The sequence below is a fragment of the Vibrio sp. SS-MA-C1-2 genome (genome assembly GCF_021513135.1).
Classification (GTDB): domain Bacteria; phylum Pseudomonadota; class Gammaproteobacteria; order Enterobacterales; family Vibrionaceae.
The window spans coordinates 1,840,461-1,861,454 of sequence record NZ_CP090981.1; the positions used below are offsets into that span (position 1 = coordinate 1,840,461).

A 20,994-nucleotide genomic window follows, 5' to 3' on the forward strand; every position below is an offset into this window, starting at 1 on the left:
TCTTTCTCCTTTCTTTTATCACATAATAAAGTTCTGTTTTACTCGATGATATAAAGTTAGGCTAGTTTTCTCGATATGAAAAGAGTTTCTAATGGAGATAGTGTGAAATTTAATAAAGATCTAATTCTCTGTTGATTGAGAGATACCTAAAATAGTTGGAGTTGCCGCCTGCTAGCAACTCCAATTATTGTAATTGAAAACTAATCATTAACTAAAGGAATAATTGCTTTTGCGGTCTGCTGGATAGAGTCGTCATATTGTGGATACTTTTTCACTAAGCGATTGATGATGATATCGACAATTAATAACGCGCCGACTTTAGAAGAGAATGCCCCACCGGTTAATGGACCTTCTGGCCTAGCTGCAATCAACAATTCTGTCGAGAGACGAGCGAGAGGGCTATTACTGATATTGCTGATGGTGATAACAGGCGCTTGCTTCTTTTCGACGCTGTTAGCAACTTGAATGATCTCTTTGGTGACGCCTGAGCTTGAAATGGCAAACCATAGATCCCCTTTCGTTGCACAACTGGCATTCATCACCGCTAAATGATTATCACTATACATGGTGGATTTTTTACCAATGCGGGTTAAGCGGTAAGTCAGATATTGGCCAACAACACTCGATGCACCAACACCAACACAACTAATAAATTTAGCTTTATGGATTGCAATACAGACGCGATCAATGGCTTTTTTATCGATTAACTTATTGGTATCTTGCAGACTGGTAATTGCATTTTGCATTGAGGTATGACAAACATCATCATTTAATGGTTTATTTTTCTGCTGCTCTTTTTGGCTCAATTCGACAGCGAGAGACATACGAAAATCTGGGTAACCTTTATAACCAATATCTCGACATAAACGAACCACCGTCGCTTCACTGGTAGCCGTATTTCGAGCAAGGTCTGTGATAGTTTGAAATTGGACTTCAATAGCGTTTTCTAAAATATAATCTGCAACGACTCTCTGCTTTTTACTTAAAGATTCCGTATTTGAACGAAGACGAACGAGGATATTATTGGTTGAATTCACGGATAAGACCTTAAAATAGTAGAGATATCATATATGTTGCTTATAAATTTTATTTCTTAGTTTCTCTTGGTAATTATAGTTATATTTTTGATGGATATCAGTAACTACTTTCATTATAAATCGGTTCTTTTTTGCTAATTCACTCTATTTTGATAGAAGATGAAAGGAGGTTAACTTCCTTTCATCTTTTTATTAACAATATTATATAAAATTAATTGCTTTAAATTTTTCTATAACAAGTTTGTGTTGTTCTTCGGTTAAAGAACGAATTGGTTGGCGCGGGTTGCCAACATCGATACCATGGAGTTGCATTGCGGCTTTACCTGCGGCTACCCCGCCAAATTCAACCAGAATACGGATGATTTCGATCACTTTATCCATAAGCTGTTCGACTTTTTTATGCTCGCCTTGTTCAAATGCTGAAATTATTTCTAAATAAATGGGGGCTGCGTAGTTGTAAGTACTGCCTACTGCGCCGATAGCACCAACGGCTAAACCGGCTGGAAGAAACTCATCGACCCCGAATGGAATATCAAATTTACGATCTAGCACTCGGATAGCGCGTTGGTATTCATACAGATCAATATTATTAAATTTAGCCCCTGATAAGTTTGGAATTTTACTGTCTGCTTTTATTAAGAACTGCTCTAAATCAACATTTACACCGGACATCGATGAGTGGTAGTAGTAAAAACCTTTAGAAGGTGCTGCCGCTGCGATTTCCGCACAATAATCCACTAAATCATCCACATTGGCAGGTTTAAAGAAGCAAGGCCCAATGACGGATGTTGCTAAAATATCTAACGTTTCTGCATGACGAGTCAACTCTAAACTATCAATAATGCTTAAGGCACCAGTATGAACAATAATATCTAACTGGCCTTGACTTGCCGATACCCAGCGTTCAGCAATCGCTTTACGTTCTTCAACTGAACAGTGAATACCTTCACCCGTTGTGCCACAAATATATGCACCTTTAACACCTTGTTTAATCAAAAGTTCAGCAATCTGATCGATGACCGGTAGATTGACTTGGTTTTGATTATCAAAAGGCGTATGAGGTGCAGCAATTAATCCGGTTAGTTTTTTCATTTTAAATCACTTATTTTCAATTTTTATGGAAGGGTAAATCTATCGCTATTGTCCGTAGCCTAAAAATAGCTCGGGCAAGAATAGGGTAAATTGTGGGAATACCGCCACAAGAAATAACACAATAAAGAGGGGGACTAATAAAGGGATCACCCCACGTGTTAATACATGGAATGGGATATTTCCAACCTTAGAGACCACATAGAGCGCCATGCCCATTGGTGGGGTTAAGATACCGATCATTAAGTTCAGAATTGCCATCACACCAAAGTGAACAGGGTCAATACCAACAGCGGCTGCCACTGGGACTAAAAATGGAACAAGGAGGAGTAATAGTGCTAAAGACTCAATAAACGTGCCTAAGAATAAAAGGAGCAAGTTGATCAGCAGTAATAAAACCAAAGGGTTATCACTAATGGTTAAAAAGTAATCCGCTAACATTTGAGGAAGCTGTTCACGAGCAACAATCCAACCAAAGACGGTAACCCCCATCACCATTAATGCGACGACAGCGGTGGTGTTTACGGTCTCCTTAATGATTTCAATAAAACCATCAAAAGTAAGCTGTTTATAAACAACCGTGCCTAAAAATAGTGCGTAAAGTGATGAAACAACCGCGGCTTCAGTTGGGGTGAATTTACCTGAAAAGATCCCGCCAATAATGATAATCGGTGTTAAAAGCGATAAAAAAGCGTCTTTAAATGACACAAAACGTTGTGAACAGGTGGCTTTAGGCAGTGTCATGTAGCCGCGTTTTTTACAGATAAAATAACTCATTATCATTAAAGCAAGGCAACATAAAAGTCCTGGAATCGCTCCAGCTAAAAAGAGTGCACCAATTGAGGTATTGGAAACAACACCATAAATCACTAAGGGAATAGAAGGCGGCACCAATGGGCCGATAATACAAGAGGCTGCCGTTAATCCACCTGCAAAATCATCATCATACTTTGCATCTCGCATCGATTTAATTTCAAGTTGACCTAAGCCACCCGCATCGGCAAGAGCTGAACCTGACATACCTGAAAACAGCAGGCTTGCCATAATATTTACGTGACCTAAGCTGCCGGTAATATGACCAACCATCGATTTGGCGAAATTGAATATTCTTTCAGTGATCCCCGCGCTATTCATTAAATGGCCAGTTAAAACAAAGAAAGGCACCGCCAAAAGCGTGAAGTTATTGAGTCCGCCAACCATCTGTTGAGCGGCAAAATTCATGCCCGAACTTTGAGTGAAAAAGAGAAACAGCAGAGCAACAAAAATAAGAGAAAAGCCAACAGGCATGCCAGCAAAAAGGAGTGTTAGCCAGCCAACAATTGAACCAAACATAATAATACCTTTTAGATTAGAGGGTCAGAGACATTGAATGTTCTGAAGTTAAATGCGATACCGTACATTTTTTGTAGCTGACGAGCTAACATAAAACAGCCACCAACCGGTAAGCTATAATTCATCCACTTAACCGAAATTCCCAAAGTGATGAGCTCAAAAAAAGCGGTCATCTGAACATGTTTGTAACCTAAATAGATAATGGCAACGATTGAGATTAAGACAAAGAACTCTAACGTCATCACTAATAGCCATCGAATCTTTTCAGGTAATTTGTCTGAAAAGTACGTCACGCTAACATGGGTGCTTTTTTTTATCGCAATGGCTGAACCAATAAGACATAAGTACATGAAAAGCACACGTGCTAATTCTTCGCTCCATAATGATGGTGAGTTTAAAAACCAGCGAGTGGCAATCTGCCAAGTTAAGATAAATAACAGTGCGACCATTAACGGCACGGTAATTATCTCTTCGATATTTTCAATCACTTTCTTAAACATTGTCCTTATCCTTGTTATTCAATGTGTAATGGAGTGGAGGAGAGAGGCGAGTAAAGGGGGGGGAATTTACTGCCTCACTCACTTGCCGCCTACTAGCAACGCCAATTACTTTAGGTATACCTTTCTTACTTGAAGTCGCTAGGTTGTTAGCTGCATTCGTTCGCCCCAATCATATAGAACAGCCATACTCATGGAGCCTCTCTCTCTTGCTGCCTACTAGCAACGCCAATTACTTTTGGTATAAGTTATGTGTTCTATAGTGAACTTATTTGAGAGATAACCGGTTCGCCAACTTTCTTCTCAAACTGAGTATAAAGTGGTTTCATTGCCTCTCGGAATGGGGCTAAATCAGGGTAAGAAACTTTCATTCCTTGCTCTTCAAAGAAGGCGATAAGGTCTGCTTCTTGCTTTTTAACCGTTGCAGTATGTTCAGCACCAATTTCTTTGACTGTTTTACTGATTAATGCTTTATCAGTATCAGATAACTTTTTCCATGAAGCTTCAGACATAATAACCATCTGATCATTAATAATATGATGAGTCATGGCTAAGTTACTTTGTACTTCATAAAACTTCATTGTATTAATGGCAGGTAATGGATTCTCTTCACCATCAACCGCATTAGTTTGTAGTGCTAGGTAAACTTCTGAAAATGCCATTGGCGTTGGAGATGCGCCTGAAAGTTTTGCAAATTCTAAGTTTGGCTTGGCATTAGGTACGCGTAATTTTAATCCTTTGAAATCTTGGATTGAATCAAGGGGGCGATTTGACGTCGTTTCTCGTGTTCCGTTATACCAAGTATCAAGAGCACGCCAACCAAACTTATTGAGCATTTGAGAACGAATATCTTGTCCAAAATCAGAATTATAGACCTTTTGGAAATGGTCAAAATCGCGGATGGCATAAGGGAGAGCGACCGCTTCAGCTTTTGGAATCCATAGACCCATTCGACCAAACTCTGCATAAGTAAGATCTAAGTCACCGTAAGTCACTTGTTGTAACATCGCACGATCATCACCTAATTGAGCGCTTGGGTAAAGCGCGACTTTGATTTCACCGTTACTCACTTGCTCTATTTTATCCGCAAAAGATTTAGCTGAGTTATATTCGACAGAGCCAACGGATGCTTGTAATCCCATCTTTAAGGTAGTTTCAGCTTGAGACGCAAAAGCACAACCTGCCAGTGCGAGAGAAAGAGCTACTTTATTTAATTTATTCATCATTCATTCCTTGTCATTAATGAGCCAAATCACTTTTTCCAAATCCGAATGAAACTTTTTCTGGAAAAAATAATCTTCATAAATTATGATTGTGATGAATTTAATTTTCAAATTAAAGTTTTGAAAAATGTGATAAGTGATCTATTTTTAACCATTTTTGTTGATATTTGATTAAGGCGAAATGCTTAATTGATGACGTAGGTGGTACAGGGAGTATGATAATGAAGATCAATAAATTGACTAACTTGAATAAATTAGAGCAGTTGAGAGTGTCGTTACAAGGTCAAACCGTGGTGTCTATTCAACCCGTTGATAATGGACCTCTTGATAAGGTGGCTATTATTGTGGCAATGGCACTGGCTGCGGAGCAAGCTGGCGCAAAAGCATTGAGAATACAAGGTATTGCTAATATTCAGGCCGTCACTCAAGCGGTAAAAATTCCAGTGATTGGGATAGTAAAGCGTGATTTCGATGATAGCCCAGTTAGGATCACACCTTTTGTTGCGGACGTTATTGGTTTAGCCAATGCCGGTGCAACCATTATTGCGATTGATGCGACGGATCGAGTCAGACCAGAAAGCCGTGAAGTACTCACTAAAGCGATTCATGATGCGGGATGCTTTGCGATGGCAGATTGTTCCAATTATCAAGATGGTGTTTGGGCTAATCAGCATGGTGTTGAAATTATTGGTACCACGCTATCGGGATATACTGGCGATCTCATTCCTGAAGAGCCTGATTTTGAGTTATTAAGACAATTCTCACAAGCTGGCTTTTTTACGATGGCAGAAGGACGCTATAACACCCCAGAGTTAGCGGCAGAAGCGATAGAACATGGGGCTGTTGCCGTCACCGTTGGATCAGCGATTACCCGTTTAGAAGTGGTGACGAATTGGTTTAATTCTGCAACACAAAGTGCCAATAGTCAGATAGAAGCTAATCATATTGAAAATCAAACGAAAGAATTAAACTCAAAAACGGAAGATTTGCTATGAAAATTTTAGCGATTGATATCGGTGGAACTAAAGTCGCGTATGGCATTATTGAAAATGGTCAATTGCTTTCAAGAGAACAATTTGCCACACCTAAAACCGTGACAATAGAGAGTTTTAATCAACTTATTATTGAAAACTGTAAACATGAAATTGATTTATGCAGTGAAATCAGGATTTCGACGACTGGCTTAGTCACATCTGAAGGAATTAGTGCGATAAATCCAGTCACGTTACCATTTCCTGCCCCTTTTCCCTTGGCTAAAAAACTTAAAGAAACGACTAAAATTCCTGTTTTTATATTGAATGATGCCCAAGCGGCTACTTGGTTTGAATATCAGCAACTGACCATTAAAGCTAAAAATATGGCTTATGTTACCGTTTCAACCGGGGTGGGGGGCGGATTGATTATTGACCATCAACTCCAAAAAGGAGCTGGTGGATTAGCAGGTCATATTGGACACATGGTGATTGAACAGCAAGGTGAACGTTGTGGTTGTGGTCGTCAAGGTTGTGTCGAAGTCATTGCTTCTGGAACCGCCATCCATAAACAAGCTCAACAAGTTTTTGGTGAGCAGATAAGTAATATTCAGTTATTTGAGATGTTAGAAAGCGACCAAAAAGCATTCGATATTATCCAAAATAGCGCTAAGGCGATTGCAACGCTCTGTTGTAATTTAAAAGCCAGTTTGGATCTTGATCTTATTGTCATCGGTGGAGGTATCGGACTCGCTAACGGTTATTTACAGTTGGTACAAAAAGAGATAACTAAACAACCTCATATCTTTCAAGTCAAAACAATTTCTGCACAAGGTGGTCATGATGCGTGTTTGTTAGGTGCAGCAAGCTATTTTGATTCTCACTTAACGAAAAGTAACCTTTAAGCATCCAATACCACAGTTCAGACAAAGGCAGCAACTGAGATTACTTAAGTTGTTGCCATCTCTTAATTTGAACAGTCACTCAGCTACTTTTATTTACTACCTCTTTATTATCGTCATTCTTCAAAAACACCCTTCAAGCAAATTCTTTGGATTTATATATCAATATTTTTAGCTGCAATAAATGTAAAAAAGAGTTGGCTTTAGTGATCTCTGTAACAATACTGTCTCTAAAGGTTGATCTGTTGTGCGAATAATGTAAATTGACTTCGTATGCAATAAATTATTAACAAATTATTAACCAATAATTTGGGTCTTTAGTTTCCTAAATACGATCAAGATACTTATTATAAAGGGATTTTATATGAATTTTAAAAAGATAACATTGTTAGCTCTTGGATTGGGCTTTTTAAGTGTGAATACGAATGCTGAAACTGTGATTCGTATTGGGCATGATAGCCAAGAAACATCACCGGCTCATAAAGCGATGTTATTTTTTGAAAAAGAACTAGAGCAACGCTCTAATGGTGAGATTGAAGTAGAGATCTATCCGGCACGTCAATTAGGTGGAGTACGAGAGACGACCGAACTTGTTCAGCAGGGCAATCTGCAAATGACTTTTGGGGCTTCAGTTTTACTCTCTCCTTATGTTCCAGAGTTTAATTTACTCGATACATTTTATCTATTTGATGATTTAGATCAGGCACATAAAGCATTGGACAGTGACAAAATTGGTCAACCTCTTCTTAATGCAATGGATTCAAAAGGTTTTCATGGTTTAGGATTTATGGAACTTGGCTTTAGAAGTATTACCAATAATAAAGCCCCAATTGATTCATTAGCTGATTTAGATGGTTTAAAAATACGTTCTGCTTCAAATCCAACTCAAATTTCTGCTTGGAAATCGGTCGAAACCATTCCAACACCGCTTTCATGGGGAGAGATATTTACTTCCTTGCAACAGGGTTTAATTAATGCGCAAGAAAGTTCGCTCTATTCAGTTTATGCCGAGCGATTCTATGAGGCGCAAGAGTATCTGTCATTAACAGAACATATTTATAGTAACTATGTATTGTTTATGAATAAAGATTTTTGGACAGAGTTACCAGAAGAGCAACAGAGTTTACTTGATACGGTGACAGCTGAAACGATTGCAATGCAACGTATATTAGCTAAAGAACAAAATGAAAGTGTGATTACTCAATTAAAAGAGAAAGGGATGAAGGTAAATACGGTACCTGTTGATGTTAGACAAGCGATGAAAGTAAAAATGAATGATTCCATATATAGCACCTTAAGAGAGCGAACAGGCCCTCAACTGTTTGATTCGATAATGGTTGAAATTGATAACCTTTAATTAATTATCAAAGAGAGTAGCGAAAGTTACTCTCTTCCATTATGGGAGAGCGAAATGAATATTCTTCGTTGGTTAGATAAGTATTTTGAACCTACTTTGATTGTTATTACAATCAGCTTGATGACGCTTATTCTTGGTATCCAAGTCTTATTACGTCCATTTGACTTAAATATTGCTTGGGCTGAAGAGCTAGCGCGGTATCTTTTTGTTTGGGCTATGTACCTTAGTATTAGTTATTGTATTCGTGATGATAGACATATTCGAATTAGAATTTTTATAGACAAATTACCGTTAAAATATAATCAGTTAATGCTAGTAATTGCAGATTTATTCTATCTGGCATTTTCTTCAGTTGTGACTTGGTATGGGTATCACGTGATTGCGAGAAGCTTAAAGTTAGGGCAGATTGCGCCTGCATTAGAGATCCCTGTTGCTGTATTATATTGCTCCGTTGTTATCTGTGCGGCTATTAGTGTGATTCGTTTACTAATTAATATTTATAAAAGAGTTCATGTCATAAAAAATGAATTTAATAAAAAACAAGATAATTCTAGTTCTCAATCAAAACAACAATTAATAGAGCAGTAGTTATGACAACATCACTTTTATTTGGCAGTTTTGCATTATTGCTAGTCATTGGCGTACCAGTAGGTATTGCTTTGGCTGGCGCAAGTATGGTCGCGATTTTTAGTTTACCATTCTTAAATATTGAATTTTTAGTTCAAGGTTTAGTGACAGGTTTAGACTCATTCCCGTTATTAGCTGTGGTGCTTTTCACACTAGCAGGGAACTTAATGAGTCAAGGTGGCATTTCCGATCGATTACTAAAAGTGGCTGAGGTTTTCTTTGGTCATTTCACTGGTGGGTTGGGAATTGTTGCTATTGTTGCCTGTATGTTCTTTGCCTCTATTTCTGGAACAGGGTCTGCAACGGTAGCTGCTATCGGTCTAACCATGATACCAAGTATGGTTAAAAGAGGCTATGACCGTAGTTTCTCCGGCGCATTAATTGCTTCATCTGGAGGAATTGGGGTTATTATTCCGCCTTCTGTTGTCATGATTGTTTATGCAATAACAGCTGAAGTCTCTGTCACGAAGATGTTTATGGCGGGTATTCTGCCTGGTCTGGTTGTTGGCTTCGTATTGATTGGGTATTGTGTTGTTGTTTCACATTTTCGAGGTTATAAAGGGAATGAGAAAAAAGCATCATGGAACGAACGTTTCTTAGCACTTAAAGAGGCATTTTGGTCTTTGATGCTTCCTGTCATCATTCTTGGTGGTATCTACTCAGGTTTATTTACCCCAACTGAATCCGCGGTTGTTGGTGTCTTGTATGGTCTATTTTTTGGTGTTGTCGTCTATAAAGAATTAGATCTTAAAAAAGTTGTTAAAATCGTCTTAGAATCATCTTTATTGGTTGGTGCTGTATTAGTGATTGTTGGAGCATCTGTTACCTTTGGTCGAATATTAACCCTTGAGCGTGTGCCGACAGAAATAGCCCAGTTTATCCTTACGTTAACTGAGAATAAGATACTTATTTTACTTTGTATTAATATTCTTTTATTAATAGTTGGTACCTTCATGGAAACATTGGCTGCAATCGTTATTTTAACGCCGATTTTGCTGCCAATTACAACCGCGTTAGGAATGGATCCGATTCATTTTGGTATCGTTATGATTGTGAATTTAGCAATTGGATTTGTTACTCCACCATTAGGGGCTAACTTATTTATGGCGAGTCAAATTGGTAATATTCCGATTGAGAAACTGTCAAAGTCTATTATGGGTTGGATTGGGGCAATGCTAATTGCTTTATTGTTAATTACGTTTATTCCCGCAATCTCGATGACGCTACCTAATTTGTAATTTGTCTATTTTGTGATTACAGAGATTATTAATCTATTTTATCTTACTCATAAAAAAGCCCCAATTAACAAGTGATAATGTTAATTGGGGCTTTTTGTTATTGATACTATACCCAAAGTAATTGCAGTTGCTAGTAGGCGGCAAGTAAATGAGGCCTATGAGTATAGACCTATTGTATGATGGGGTGAACGCAGGCAGTCAACAACCTAGTCGCTTCAAGTATGAAGGGGATAAACTAGATTTAAACCATCGGTAAAGTTAACGTGTACTGCCTCGAATAATCAACTCGCCTTGCTCCAGAATATACTTACCTTCTGCATCGGCATCATGATTGATTCTATCCATTAAGTCATCAACTGCACGTTTTGATATTAACTCGACGGGCTGTTTGATCGTTGTAAGATTATAGCTAGGCCAAGAAGACATGGGTATATCATCCACGGCAATGATGCCATAATCTTGAGGGATGCTAGCGCCACTTTCTCTAACCCCATCCATTACACCCATTGCTAAAATATCATTGGCACAGAAGATGGCATCAACATGTGGAAGTTGTAAAACCTGCTTTGCTGCGTCAAACCCTGATTGGAAATTATATTTAGCGTTGATATAAACAGGTGGAGAAACAGCTTGTTTTGCTAACTGCTCTGAAAACCCTTTCCAACGAAGATCGCTGGTCATTGCACCGGGCTCTCCGCTGATGTAAACCATATTTTTATAGCCTTTACTTAGCAAGAAATTAGCTGCATTTTGTCCTGCTAAAAGGTTATCCACTCCGACACTATTAGCGTTGATACCTTCTACATATCGATTAATTAAGCAGAGGTGGATTCCAAATTTTTCACACTGTGCAAAGGCATGGCTAGTTAAGCGGCTGGTGGCAATAATCAGTCCATCAACTTGGTATTCAATTGCACGATTTATGGCGCTATCAAGATCATTTTCTTGTATTGGACTTAAAATAACCTGACCGTTTCGGTTCTGGATCTCTTTAGAGAGCGCTCGAACTTGAAGGTCATACATTGGGTTTGACTCGTAATCGAGAGCGATAGCGATCAAACCGGTACGGTTAGAAATCAAACTACGCGCAATTGCATTAGGAGAATAGCCTAACTTGGCAGCTGCATCTTTTACCATCTGGCGCTTTTTTTCACTGATGCTGGCCGTGGAGCTAAATGCTCTTGATACCGTCGATTGAGATACCCCTAGCATTTTTGCTACGTCCTTAGAGGTAACTTTAGCTTTGATAATATAATCCTTATTGTCTTAGTCATAAGAGAGCGGAATATACCTTTCATACTTGAAGCGGCTAGGTTGTTGGCTATATTCTTTCGCCCCAATCATAGAGTACACCTATACTCATTGGGCCTCACTCATTTGCCGCCGACTAGCAACTTCAATTATTTTAGGTATAAACGGCTCTCAAATATGTTTATACTCTTCATACTTGAAGTCGCTAGGTTGTTGGCTATATTCTTTCGCCCCAATCATAGAGTACACCTATACTCATGGGGCCTCACTCATTTGCCGCCTATTAGCAACTTCAATTATTTTAGGTATATGTATCTTAATCTATGGCAAGTTTTCTTTGGTTTTTGAAACCATCAATAATCATTTTATGCTCAGAGGCCAAACCAAAGAAAGTAACACCGAGTTTACGCCACTTTGGAATTGCAGACGCATCGGCAACAAATATTCCAACGGGTTTACCTTCCTTTTTGGCCGCATTAATGATTGTGACACTTGCTTGATATACAATATCATCATTTACAGATTCTGCACCATAAGCAACCGCTAAATCTACTTGACCGATGAAAAGAGCATCGATTCCATCAACCGCGGCAATGCTTTCAACGTTCACAACACCTTCAGGATCTTCAATCTGAGCGACAACCGTGGTATTTATTAGGCTGTCTGCTAAATGATTTTTCATTGGTTTGGTTGCATATTGTGCAGCACGAGATGAACCCGCATAGCCTCGACCACCTTCACCATATTGTGCGCTTTTAGCGATTGATTTGGCTTGTTCTGCATTACAAACATGAGGAACTTGAACGCCGCTTGCTCCACAATCTAATGCATTTAAAATGGTTGACGGTTGAGCATCTTGAATTCTGACTAAGGTTGGTAAGCCGGATAAGCGAGCAGCCATAATAGTAAGATCTAAAGACCCTCGATCAAAAGGGGCATGCTCAGCATCTAAAATAATGAAATCTAGATCTGAAAGCGCCAATACTTCAATGATATGTGGGTGAGGGGTCTTAACAAAAGTCCCAATTTGATTCTGTTTTGTTAATTGTTCCTTAAACATTTACATCTCCTTTGCATTAGTATGCAAAATCTAACACATGAGGAGGTTTAAATCGTCATTATAAGTGTGATTTGGTTAACATAATTGAAACCTATTTATTATCATTTTCATCTTAAATCCATTCTATTTGTATGCTTATCATTATATATCAATGACTTGATAGGTATTTATTTTATGTGGCATATTTGTTGGTAAAAGCTTGTCAATTGTTATTAAATTGTTTAACCTAGTTTTGCATTCGTATCCAAACGTTAATTAAAGAACTGATGGTTATCTAAAATAAAGTGCATTATCGCTCAAATAATTTTTAACATGTAAAAAGAGGATTTATACATGGCTCGCTTTCTTAAAAATGGTATTACCCCTGAACTTTCTGCTTCAAACAATACAAAAGTACGTAATACAGTAGAAACTATTCTAGCTAACATTGAATCTAAAGGTGATGCAGCAGTTCGCGAATTATCAGAGCAATTTGATAACTGGTCTCCAGAGCAATTTCGATTAACGGATCAGCAAATTCAAGCGTGTGTAGAAGCCTTAGATGAATCTACCCGCCATGATATTGAATTTGCACAAACTCAAGTACGTAACTTCGCTCAAATTCAGCGTGACTCTATGCATGATGTTGAAGTTGAAACAATGCCTGGTGTCGTTTTAGGACATAAAAATGTTCCAGTAAACAGTGTGGGTTGTTATATCCCAGGTGGTAAATACCCTCTTGTTGCTTCTGCTCATATGAGTGTTTTGACGGCAAAAGTTGCTGGTGTTAAACGCGTTATCGCATGTGCGCCACCTTTTAACGGTCAACCAAATGTCGCGATTGTTGCTGCAATGGCGATGGCGGGTGCCGATGAAATTTACTGCTTTGGCGGTGTTCAAGCTGTTGGAGCGATGGCTTTAGGAACAGAGACTATTGCACCGGTTGATATGATTGTTGGCCCTGGTAACGCATTTGTTGCTGAAGCTAAACGTCAATTATTTGGTCGTGTTGGTATCGATTTATTTGCAGGACCTACTGAGACATTAGTGATTGCTGATGAAATTGGTTGTGATCCAGAGTTAGCAGCAGCTGATTTACTCGGTCAAGCTGAGCACGGTTATAACTCTCCAGCTGTTCTTCTGACTAATTCAGAAACTTTCGCTAAAGAGACAATTAAAGAAGTTGAGCGTCAATTAACTATCTTACCAACAGCCGAAATTGCGGGTAAAGCTTGGGAAGATTATGGCCAAGTTATTGTTTGTGACTCTTATGAAGAGATGGTTAAAGTCGCTGATGATTTAGCCTCTGAGCATGTTCAGGTGATGACGGAAGATCCAAACTACTTCCTAGAGAACATGACAAACTTTGGTGCGCTTTTCTTAGGCCGCGAGACGAACGTTTCTTATGGTGATAAGTGTATCGGAACAAACCACACCTTACCTACCAACAAAGCAGCAAAATACACAGGCGGTCTGTGGGTTGGTAAATTTATCAAAACGTGTACATACCAGCGTGTTACTGAAGAAGCATCTTTAAAAGTGGGTGAGTATTGTTCACGCTTGTGTGCACTTGAAGGGTTCGCTGGACACAAAGAGCAAGCAGACATCCGTGTTCGTCGTTACAAAAAGCAGACTGTAGAGGCGTAATAATGGTAAAGCTCGCATTAGTGACGGGCGGAAGTGGCGGCTTAGGGGCTGCCATTTGTCGTAAATTAGCGGCTTCAGGTTATCGAGTGGTTTTTACTTACAACTCGAATAAGAACGCCGCTGACACTGTCTTAAATTCATTATCAGGTGATGGTCATTGTGCTTATCAATTAGACGTTAGTAATAGTGCTGCGATTTCTCAATTATCACAACAGTTAGCTAAGGATAATCAAACATTAGACTTATTGGTTAACTGTGCCGGAATGACGAAATTTGTTGCTCATAACGATTTAGAGTCGTTAGATGACAAGCTTTTTGATCAGATCATGCAGGTGAATGTTCGCTCTCCGTTTGCGATGGTTCGTGCTTTTCAGCCATTATTAAAATCAGCGAAAGGGTGTGTGGTTAATATCACCTCCATTGCTGCACAAACAGCGATGGGAAGCAATATTGCTTATTGTGCGAGTAAATCAGCGGTTGAAAATATGACTCGTTCTTTAGCGAGAGCGCTTTCACCAGAGATTCGTGTATTAGCGGTAGCCCCAGGTTTAGTTGATACCGAGTTTGTCAAAGGGTTAGATGAAACGTGGCGTAATGCACAGCAAAGTGCGACCCCATTAAACCGTTTAGCTTATGAAGATGAGATTGCTGGGGCTGTATACGCTGCGGCAGAGGTGATGACGTTCTCTACAGGTTGCACGATTCCTGTGGATGGTGGACGACCGTTAGGCATTTAATTTCAATATTTGGATTTAACGTTAAACTCAATTTTTAAGGATGAAAAATGACATTACAATCGACGATGAACAGTAACCTTGTTCGTTATATGGAGCTTATCCCGGGTACAAGCGCATTTATTGATGCAAGAACACCGGGAAGTGATCTAAAAGATAACTTCTGTATTATTGGTGCTGGAGTGGCAGAAAGTTCTCGTCAACATGTTCATATCCGAGAAACATCAGGATTTAATATTGGTGCGGCAGGCCAACCTCCAGGTATCAAAAACTCATTACATTCTCATCATACTGCAGAACTATTTTTGGTTTATAAAGGTCAGTTCCGATTCTATTGGGGTAATGAAGGGGAAAATGAAGCCATTCTTTCTGCTGGCGATATTATCTCTATTCCAACTAACCTGTTTCGTGGTTTTGAAGTGGTTGGCCGTGACTATGGTTTTATGTTCTCTGTACTTGGTGGCGATAATTCTGGTGGTGGTGTTGTCTGGCATCCTAATGTTATAAAAGAGAGTCAAGGGCATGGTCTTTACTTGAAAGCGGATGGTTCGCTAATTGATACGATTGATGGCGATCAAGCACCCGATATCAGTGAGTTAATGCCTCTATTAACTGCAGAAGAGATGACTAAGTTTGATAACTATACCGCAGAAGATATGATGCCTTATGTCGTTTTAAAAGATAGCTACCGTCCGGTTCAGAAAGATTTTGAACAAGCTAACTATCAACAATTTGCCTTAACAGGTCACCCTGCTGCAAACTATGACTTCCAAGTGAAGAGTGTGGATGATGTGAGTATTCATGCTTATCAAATGGATAATAATCAAGCGGTTCCTCTTCATACTCGACAAGAGAAGCAAGTGCTAATTAATTACTCTGGCGATACGTTAGTGACAGTTGAAGATAAAGGTCAATCTGCTAAATTAGTGTTAACGTCTGGTGATGTTCTTAATATTCCAGAAGGTGCGGCAATTAGTTTGAAAAATCTACGAGGTTCAAGTTTAACATATTGCATCCTGGGTAGTGATCAACCTTCATCGCCTGAGGTCAATGGATGAGTTTAACAATCAAACAACCAGTTCCGTTATTATTGTTACCGGGATTGCTCTGTAATGAGTCGTTGTTTGAGCCGATTTATAAGGAGTTGCCTGAAGGGGTGGCTCCTTATTGCGTTAGGCTTAAAGCGGCGAATACAATGCAAGAAATGGCCAAAGAGGTGCTAGATAAAGCTCCTGAGCAATTCTTGTTAGGCGGCTTATCAATGGGCGGAATTTTAGCTTTTGAAGTTTATCGTCAAGCGCCGGAACGTGTTTTAGGCTTAGTACTGATGGACACGAACTCAGCAGATGAAGTACAAGCTGTAACCGATAAACGTAATATTTTGGTCAATCAAGCTAAAGCGGGGGAGTTTGATAACATTACCCCTGATATTTTAATGCCCGTCCTTATTCACCCTTCTCGCCTAGTTGAAACTAATTTAACTGACCGTGTAACCGCAATGGCGACTGACATTGGGTTAACACACTTTATTGCTCATGCTGAAGCGATTGGGACACGTGCAGATAGCCGTCCATTACTTTCAAAAATCACAGTGCCGACACTCGTGATGACAGGAAGTGATGACCTTCTCTGTCCAATGGTTAATCATACTTTAATTAATGACACTATTTCTGAATCTGAACTTCATGTCATTGATGGTTGTGGCCACCTTTCAACAATGGAAAAGCCTCAACAAGTTGGTTCGATTCTTAGCCATTGGTTAACAAGTAAAGGTTTAGCTGGAAATGTAGTTGCTGAAGAGAGATTAAGTGTAGATTTAGTCAATCAAGTTTAATGAAATAAAGTTTAATACTGAAGGTTTAACTTATTTAGTGGGTTATCTTTTAGGATTTATCTTTACATTGATTTGTTATTACAGAGTCAGAATTAGCATTCCTAGTTCTGACTCTTTTTATTTTTATAGCAAACTGACCTTTATTAAATCACTTTATAAAGTTCATCACTTTCAGGCTCTGCAATAATAGAGACTTGCGCTTTATTGATTAAGACGCGTCTTTTATCGGTAGTGAGATGACCTATCTGGAACGATGGTATACCGGCTTGATTGAGCTGACTTTCTAATAATTGAACCCTATTTTTATCAACGATCATCAACATGGAACCGCTTGAAATCAACTTAAGTGGATCGATGTTAAAGTGAAGACAAATTTGTGCCGTAGCTTGGGAGACATGCAGTTGCTGTTGTTGGATCTCTGCACCTAAATGGTAGCGTTCTGATAATTCCCAAACAGCGCCTAAAACCCCACCTTCTGTCACATCGTGCATTGCTTTAACGTAAGGGGAAGAGATGATTCCTTCTTCGACCACGCTGGTTTGATTAAGTAGGGATTTAGCTTGTTCGATAAGCGTTTGCGGTAAGGATGATTTTAACTCTTGTTCTTTTTCAAAAGCAATAATCCCAGTACCTTCGATACCAACTCCTTTTGTTAAGAGTAAAATATCCTCTGCTACCACAGGATCTTTGGCTTGATAATCATGTTTATTTCCAATGCCAATTGCGGTTGCTGAAATGATTAATTGATTGACTGCTTTGGTGATCTCAGTATGCCCGCCAATGATCGAGACATTGAGGAGATGGCATTGAGCTTCAGCGTCTTGCATTACTTGATGTAATTGTTCTTGAGTCGTACCTTCCGGGGCTAATATCGTCAGCAGAATGGCGACTGGTGCAACACCCGCAGTGGCAATATCATTACAGTTAATATTGATGGCTAACTGACCAATGCCTTGGCTAGTTCCTGTGATGGGATCACTGGAGAGATAAGCGACCTTATCACCAAAATCGATTACCGCACAATCATCACCAATTTGTGGATTAGTGAGAATTTCTTCACGTTGATGATGAATATTACTAAAAATGACCTGCTGTAGGTCTGTTGCATTTAACTTACCGATTTTCACGACGTTATCTCTACTTGTTGCTGACACTAGATTTTATTGACTTATGATTGTATGAAACCGCGTTGAATACCAGTGTTTTATTTGTCGATATGAGATTATTTTTTGGGGTTATTCATCGATAAAAAAGCCATACTTACTCCATTTAGGAGCAAATATGGCTCTATTTTTTAGCTTTATACCCTTCTTACTTGAAGTTGCTCGGTTGTTGGCTGCATTCATTCACCCCAATCATCTAGAAAACCTATGCTCATGGGGTCTCATTCGTTTACTGCCTACTAGCAATGCCAATTATTTTAGGTATAGAATGAAATTAAGCGGCTTTTTGAGATTCGCTTTGATTGTTTTTATTATCAGTAACTGAGTTTTTTTTAGCGACAAATTGTTGAATCTGCTTCCAAATAGCGATTTCGTCATAGAAAGCAAATTCTCGACGGATACCCCAAGGACCAAACTCGGCATGACATGCGCCCATAATATATACATTGGCACCGGTTGGTTTGCCAAAAGCACCAAAACCTTCATGTTTACCTTCTAAGCTCCAACGAATGGCTGCACGAGGGGACATATTATCGCCCTCTAAACCAATTTGATGCTCAATTTTGAAGACTGCATTTGGAAAGGCTGAACGGAGGTTTACCCAAAACTGGTCAACTTCACTGTATGAAAGCGCACTCTGGCCACCGGCATATTCACCAATACAAGCTCGGTCATACTCTTTTGGAATAATCGTAAGGTTAGCTGCCATGATGGATTCTAATATTTCGGCATATTTTTGGCCGAATTGATTATCATTACCCTTTCCTGGGTAGGGACCTTCAACATCTTGAGCGGGTAAGAATACCGGAGAACTTTTTTCGATCCCACCTTCATCTTCAATCAGTTTCATGCTGTATTCTGCTGGTGTATAACCTAATTGACGAGCAATTGCGCCTTGATCGCGAATTAACCATTCATCATCAATTTGATTATTTTTTGCATGACAATCTGCAATGATACGGAATTTTAGCTTTTTCCCAGTCTCGACATCCGTTGCTGTAGAGATAATTCTATGTGAAGAGAGCATTCCATCTTCTGGATTTCCTGACCAAATAACATCTTCACCATAAAGGGTACGATCTGGGAATTTAGCTAATACTTCCATGGTATTATTGATAACCCCTTGGTTACCGATAGAGATAGATTGAGGAGTTCGTACTACAATATCTTTGGCATAGTATTGGTGTAATGTATGTAAGCCACGATCTTCCCAAATTTCTTTAGTAATACCAATAATGTAATCGGGGAAATCTTTCCATTTAGGGTCAAAACCAGTCATCGACATTTTATTATCCTTAATTTAATGAATGCAGCTTTATATACACAAGGAAATGAGTATAAGAGCTATTTAATGAGCAAAGTTGCGGTAACGTGCTTTATTCAGTTCTTTCATTCGAGCCAAGACATTTACACCTAATTGGTTATAAACATCAAGTAGGTCAACGAGAACCCAATTCTCTCTAATTTTGTCATCTTCACAACGCCAAAAATCTAAACTGCGCATTGTGATTCTTTGGTTGGAAGGTGCAATCCCTAACCAACCATCTCCTGATACGGTCATTTCCATTCCTGGCCAAGCGGTAAAGGCGACATAATTATTATCAGCAAATAGATAACCTTGATCTTCGTTAGAACGGCGATCGGGCAGGGCGTTTAAAAATGGAATTTGATGCCAGTTACGAAACCCTTGAACGCCACGACAAGTCCCAATACCTGAAGGACCATACCAGCTACTATGAGGGTGCCAATATTTCTCTAACTCCATCGCATCTCGACCCCCTTCGGCATATCGGGATAAACCAGTTAGCATCTCGATGACGGTTGTTAAACTTTTGTCAGCAAGGTCTGGAGATGGTGTTTGAGTGATGCCATCTAACGTTGCAGGCCCTGGTGGATTAACTTCTAAACCTAAGCTTGGAGACATTGGCCAACAGTTTGCTTGGTGCATAACCTGTGGGATATCCCATAAAGATTGAATCTCAACAATTTTTCCATTTTCAATACAATAGAATTCATGGAAACGCATGAAAACTTGATGACCTGTTGCAGGTATATCCAACCAAGGTTCCATGAATGAACCAGTATAGTATCCCGCGCAACCAACCCACTCTCGGTTATTGGTTATTCCCGACATTGAAATGTAAGTTCGTTTTTCTAAATCAGGAATGGCTTGAAGTAATGGAGAATAGACCTCTTCGAGCAAACTCTCTCTGGATTCAAGCGTTTCAAATGGGTATGCCATCTGAATGAGTGCCTGTTGAGAAATATTTTCTTCTATAAACTTCTTAAGTGTAATGCTGTCAAAGTCATACATTAATGCATTAAATTGATTAATGAGTTGCTGGCTATTGGATGCTGAGTTAAGACTAAGCATTTGCTTCAGCCATATCTTGCTTATATAGCGGGTTTTCTTGACTATCTTTATGTTCCCAACCAAACCCATTAAATGGATCTAAACCTAATTGCATCATTACGCCTGGGAAATCCACCATCACGTAATTATGAACGATTTTACCGTCAACAACCTTCCAAAAATCCATATAACGGATAATCACTTTTTTCCCTGTTGGCGCTAAACCCATAAATGTTCCACTGTGTGTCGCTTCTTGGCGACCGAAAGCTGCACACCATTCGCCTTGGGTTAAACGAGCTTCATCGATACAAACTTTATCAGAGAAAGCCGCTTGGAAAGGGCGTTGCCAATTATCTTGAAATTCTTTTAAATCTTTTTTAAAGCCGCAACCACCATTTCCCATCCAACGAAAAGATTCTGCAAAAAATCGTCCCATATTGTCGATATCATGATCATTGAGTCCATCAACCATCGAGTCAATCACTGAAATCGTCTCGTCAGTTTTTGACAAATCATTATCTTGAGTTAATACGCCTTGCAGTGGGCGATTATTGTTAATATCCATATTAATCCCTCATTTTATCGTTATTTAGGTGGTTACGTTGTTTTAGATGTTTTTAATTTTCATGACGAATGCTCTGCATACGAATTCAATATTAAATACTACAACTTAATAAGCAACTTTTTATTAACATTTTTG

General features: G+C 39.1%; 20 protein-coding genes. 9 read left to right on the forward strand and 11 right to left on the reverse strand.

Annotated elements, in window-relative coordinates; all coding sequences use genetic code 11:
* Window positions 1-200: 200 nt before the first annotated feature.
* The 5 genes from L0B53_RS12845 to L0B53_RS12865 all read right to left on the reverse strand — a co-directional run bounded on the left by L0B53_RS12845 (window position 201) and on the right by L0B53_RS12865 (window position 5,178).
* A complete protein-coding gene (locus L0B53_RS12845) occupies window positions 201-1,037 on the reverse strand; it encodes a MurR/RpiR family transcriptional regulator (RefSeq protein ID WP_235060008.1) in 837 nt (278 codons plus the stop codon).
* A 201-nt stretch (window positions 1,038-1,238) separates the two neighbouring features.
* On the reverse strand, window positions 1,239-2,129 hold the full coding sequence (locus L0B53_RS12850) for a dihydrodipicolinate synthase family protein (RefSeq protein WP_235060009.1): 891 nt from the start codon (window positions 2,127-2,129) through the stop codon (window positions 1,239-1,241).
* Window positions 2,130-2,174: 45 nt separating this feature from the next.
* Entirely contained in the window at window positions 2,175-3,458 is a 1,284-nt protein-coding gene (locus L0B53_RS12855; protein WP_235060010.1) for a TRAP transporter large permease, read from the reverse strand.
* An 11-nt stretch (window positions 3,459-3,469) separates the two neighbouring features.
* The gene (locus L0B53_RS12860; RefSeq protein ID WP_235060011.1) at window positions 3,470-3,958 is read right to left on the reverse strand and encodes a TRAP transporter small permease; all 489 of its coding nucleotides are present in this window, start codon (window positions 3,956-3,958) and stop codon (window positions 3,470-3,472) included.
* A gap of 254 nt (window positions 3,959-4,212) precedes the next feature.
* A complete protein-coding gene (locus L0B53_RS12865) occupies window positions 4,213-5,178 on the reverse strand; it encodes a sialic acid TRAP transporter substrate-binding protein SiaP (protein WP_235062251.1) in 966 nt (321 codons plus the stop codon).
* A 221-nt stretch (window positions 5,179-5,399) separates the two neighbouring features.
* On the opposite strand from L0B53_RS12865, the gene L0B53_RS12870 reads away from it, so the two are divergent.
* From L0B53_RS12870 to L0B53_RS12890, 5 genes are all read left to right on the forward strand, one after another.
* Window positions 5,400-6,173, forward strand: a complete 774-nt coding sequence (locus L0B53_RS12870) for an N-acetylmannosamine-6-phosphate 2-epimerase (RefSeq protein ID WP_235060012.1) — start codon at window positions 5,400-5,402, stop codon at window positions 6,171-6,173.
* Window positions 6,170-7,054, forward strand: a complete 885-nt coding sequence (locus L0B53_RS12875; RefSeq protein WP_235060013.1) for an N-acetylmannosamine kinase — start codon at window positions 6,170-6,172, stop codon at window positions 7,052-7,054. Before L0B53_RS12870 ends, L0B53_RS12875 begins: the two co-directional genes overlap by 4 nt.
* Before the next feature lie 361 nt (window positions 7,055-7,415).
* Window positions 7,416-8,408: a TRAP transporter substrate-binding protein gene (locus L0B53_RS12880; RefSeq protein WP_235060014.1), complete on the forward strand. Its 993-nt coding sequence runs from the start codon at window positions 7,416-7,418 to the stop codon at window positions 8,406-8,408.
* A gap of 54 nt (window positions 8,409-8,462) precedes the next feature.
* On the forward strand, window positions 8,463-8,996 hold the full coding sequence (locus L0B53_RS12885) for a TRAP transporter small permease (protein WP_235060015.1): 534 nt from the start codon (window positions 8,463-8,465) through the stop codon (window positions 8,994-8,996).
* 2 nt (window positions 8,997-8,998) lie between these two features.
* Window positions 8,999-10,273: a TRAP transporter large permease gene (locus L0B53_RS12890; RefSeq protein WP_235060016.1), complete on the forward strand. Its 1,275-nt coding sequence runs from the start codon at window positions 8,999-9,001 to the stop codon at window positions 10,271-10,273.
* Between the two features lie 258 nt (window positions 10,274-10,531).
* On the opposite strand, the gene L0B53_RS12895 is transcribed toward L0B53_RS12890, so the two are convergent.
* Together L0B53_RS12895 and L0B53_RS12900 are read right to left on the reverse strand one after the other, a co-directional pair.
* Entirely contained in the window at window positions 10,532-11,521 is a 990-nt protein-coding gene (locus L0B53_RS12895) for a LacI family DNA-binding transcriptional regulator (protein ID WP_260115586.1), read from the reverse strand.
* A 319-nt stretch (window positions 11,522-11,840) separates the two neighbouring features.
* Entirely contained in the window at window positions 11,841-12,584 is a 744-nt protein-coding gene (locus tag L0B53_RS12900; protein ID WP_235060018.1) for an HpcH/HpaI aldolase/citrate lyase family protein, read from the reverse strand.
* A gap of 333 nt (window positions 12,585-12,917) precedes the next feature.
* Between L0B53_RS12900 and hisD the strand changes: the two genes are divergently transcribed.
* The 4 genes from hisD to L0B53_RS12920 are packed head-to-tail and all read left to right on the forward strand — an operon-like array spanning window position 12,918 to window position 16,778.
* Entirely contained in the window at window positions 12,918-14,210 is a 1,293-nt protein-coding gene (gene hisD, locus L0B53_RS12905; RefSeq protein WP_235060019.1) for a histidinol dehydrogenase, read from the forward strand.
* A gap of 2 nt (window positions 14,211-14,212) precedes the next feature.
* Window positions 14,213-14,947, forward strand: a complete 735-nt coding sequence (locus tag L0B53_RS12910; protein WP_235060020.1) for an SDR family NAD(P)-dependent oxidoreductase — start codon at window positions 14,213-14,215, stop codon at window positions 14,945-14,947.
* Window positions 14,948-14,994: 47 nt separating this feature from the next.
* Window positions 14,995-16,002, forward strand: a complete 1,008-nt coding sequence (locus tag L0B53_RS12915; RefSeq protein ID WP_235060021.1) for a cupin domain-containing protein — start codon at window positions 14,995-14,997, stop codon at window positions 16,000-16,002.
* A gap of 8 nt (window positions 16,003-16,010) precedes the next feature.
* Entirely contained in the window at window positions 16,011-16,778 is a 768-nt protein-coding gene (locus L0B53_RS12920) for an alpha/beta fold hydrolase (RefSeq protein WP_409202839.1), read from the forward strand.
* 143 nt (window positions 16,779-16,921) lie between these two features.
* Here the strand turns inward: L0B53_RS12920 and L0B53_RS12925 are convergent, their stop codons facing one another.
* The 4 genes from L0B53_RS12925 to L0B53_RS12940 form a co-directional block, all read right to left on the reverse strand.
* Entirely contained in the window at window positions 16,922-17,905 is a 984-nt protein-coding gene (locus L0B53_RS12925) for an AIR synthase family protein (protein ID WP_235060023.1), read from the reverse strand.
* 310 nt (window positions 17,906-18,215) lie between these two features.
* Entirely contained in the window at window positions 18,216-19,226 is a 1,011-nt protein-coding gene (locus L0B53_RS12930; RefSeq protein WP_235060024.1) for an ester cyclase, read from the reverse strand.
* A gap of 63 nt (window positions 19,227-19,289) precedes the next feature.
* Window positions 19,290-20,315, reverse strand: coding sequence for an ester cyclase (locus L0B53_RS12935; RefSeq protein WP_235060025.1), 1,026 nt, complete (start codon window positions 20,313-20,315; stop codon window positions 19,290-19,292).
* Window positions 20,308-20,859, reverse strand: a complete 552-nt coding sequence (locus L0B53_RS12940; protein ID WP_235060026.1) for an ester cyclase — start codon at window positions 20,857-20,859, stop codon at window positions 20,308-20,310. Before L0B53_RS12940 ends, L0B53_RS12935 begins: the two co-directional genes overlap by 8 nt.
* Window positions 20,860-20,994: the final 135 nt, after the last annotated feature.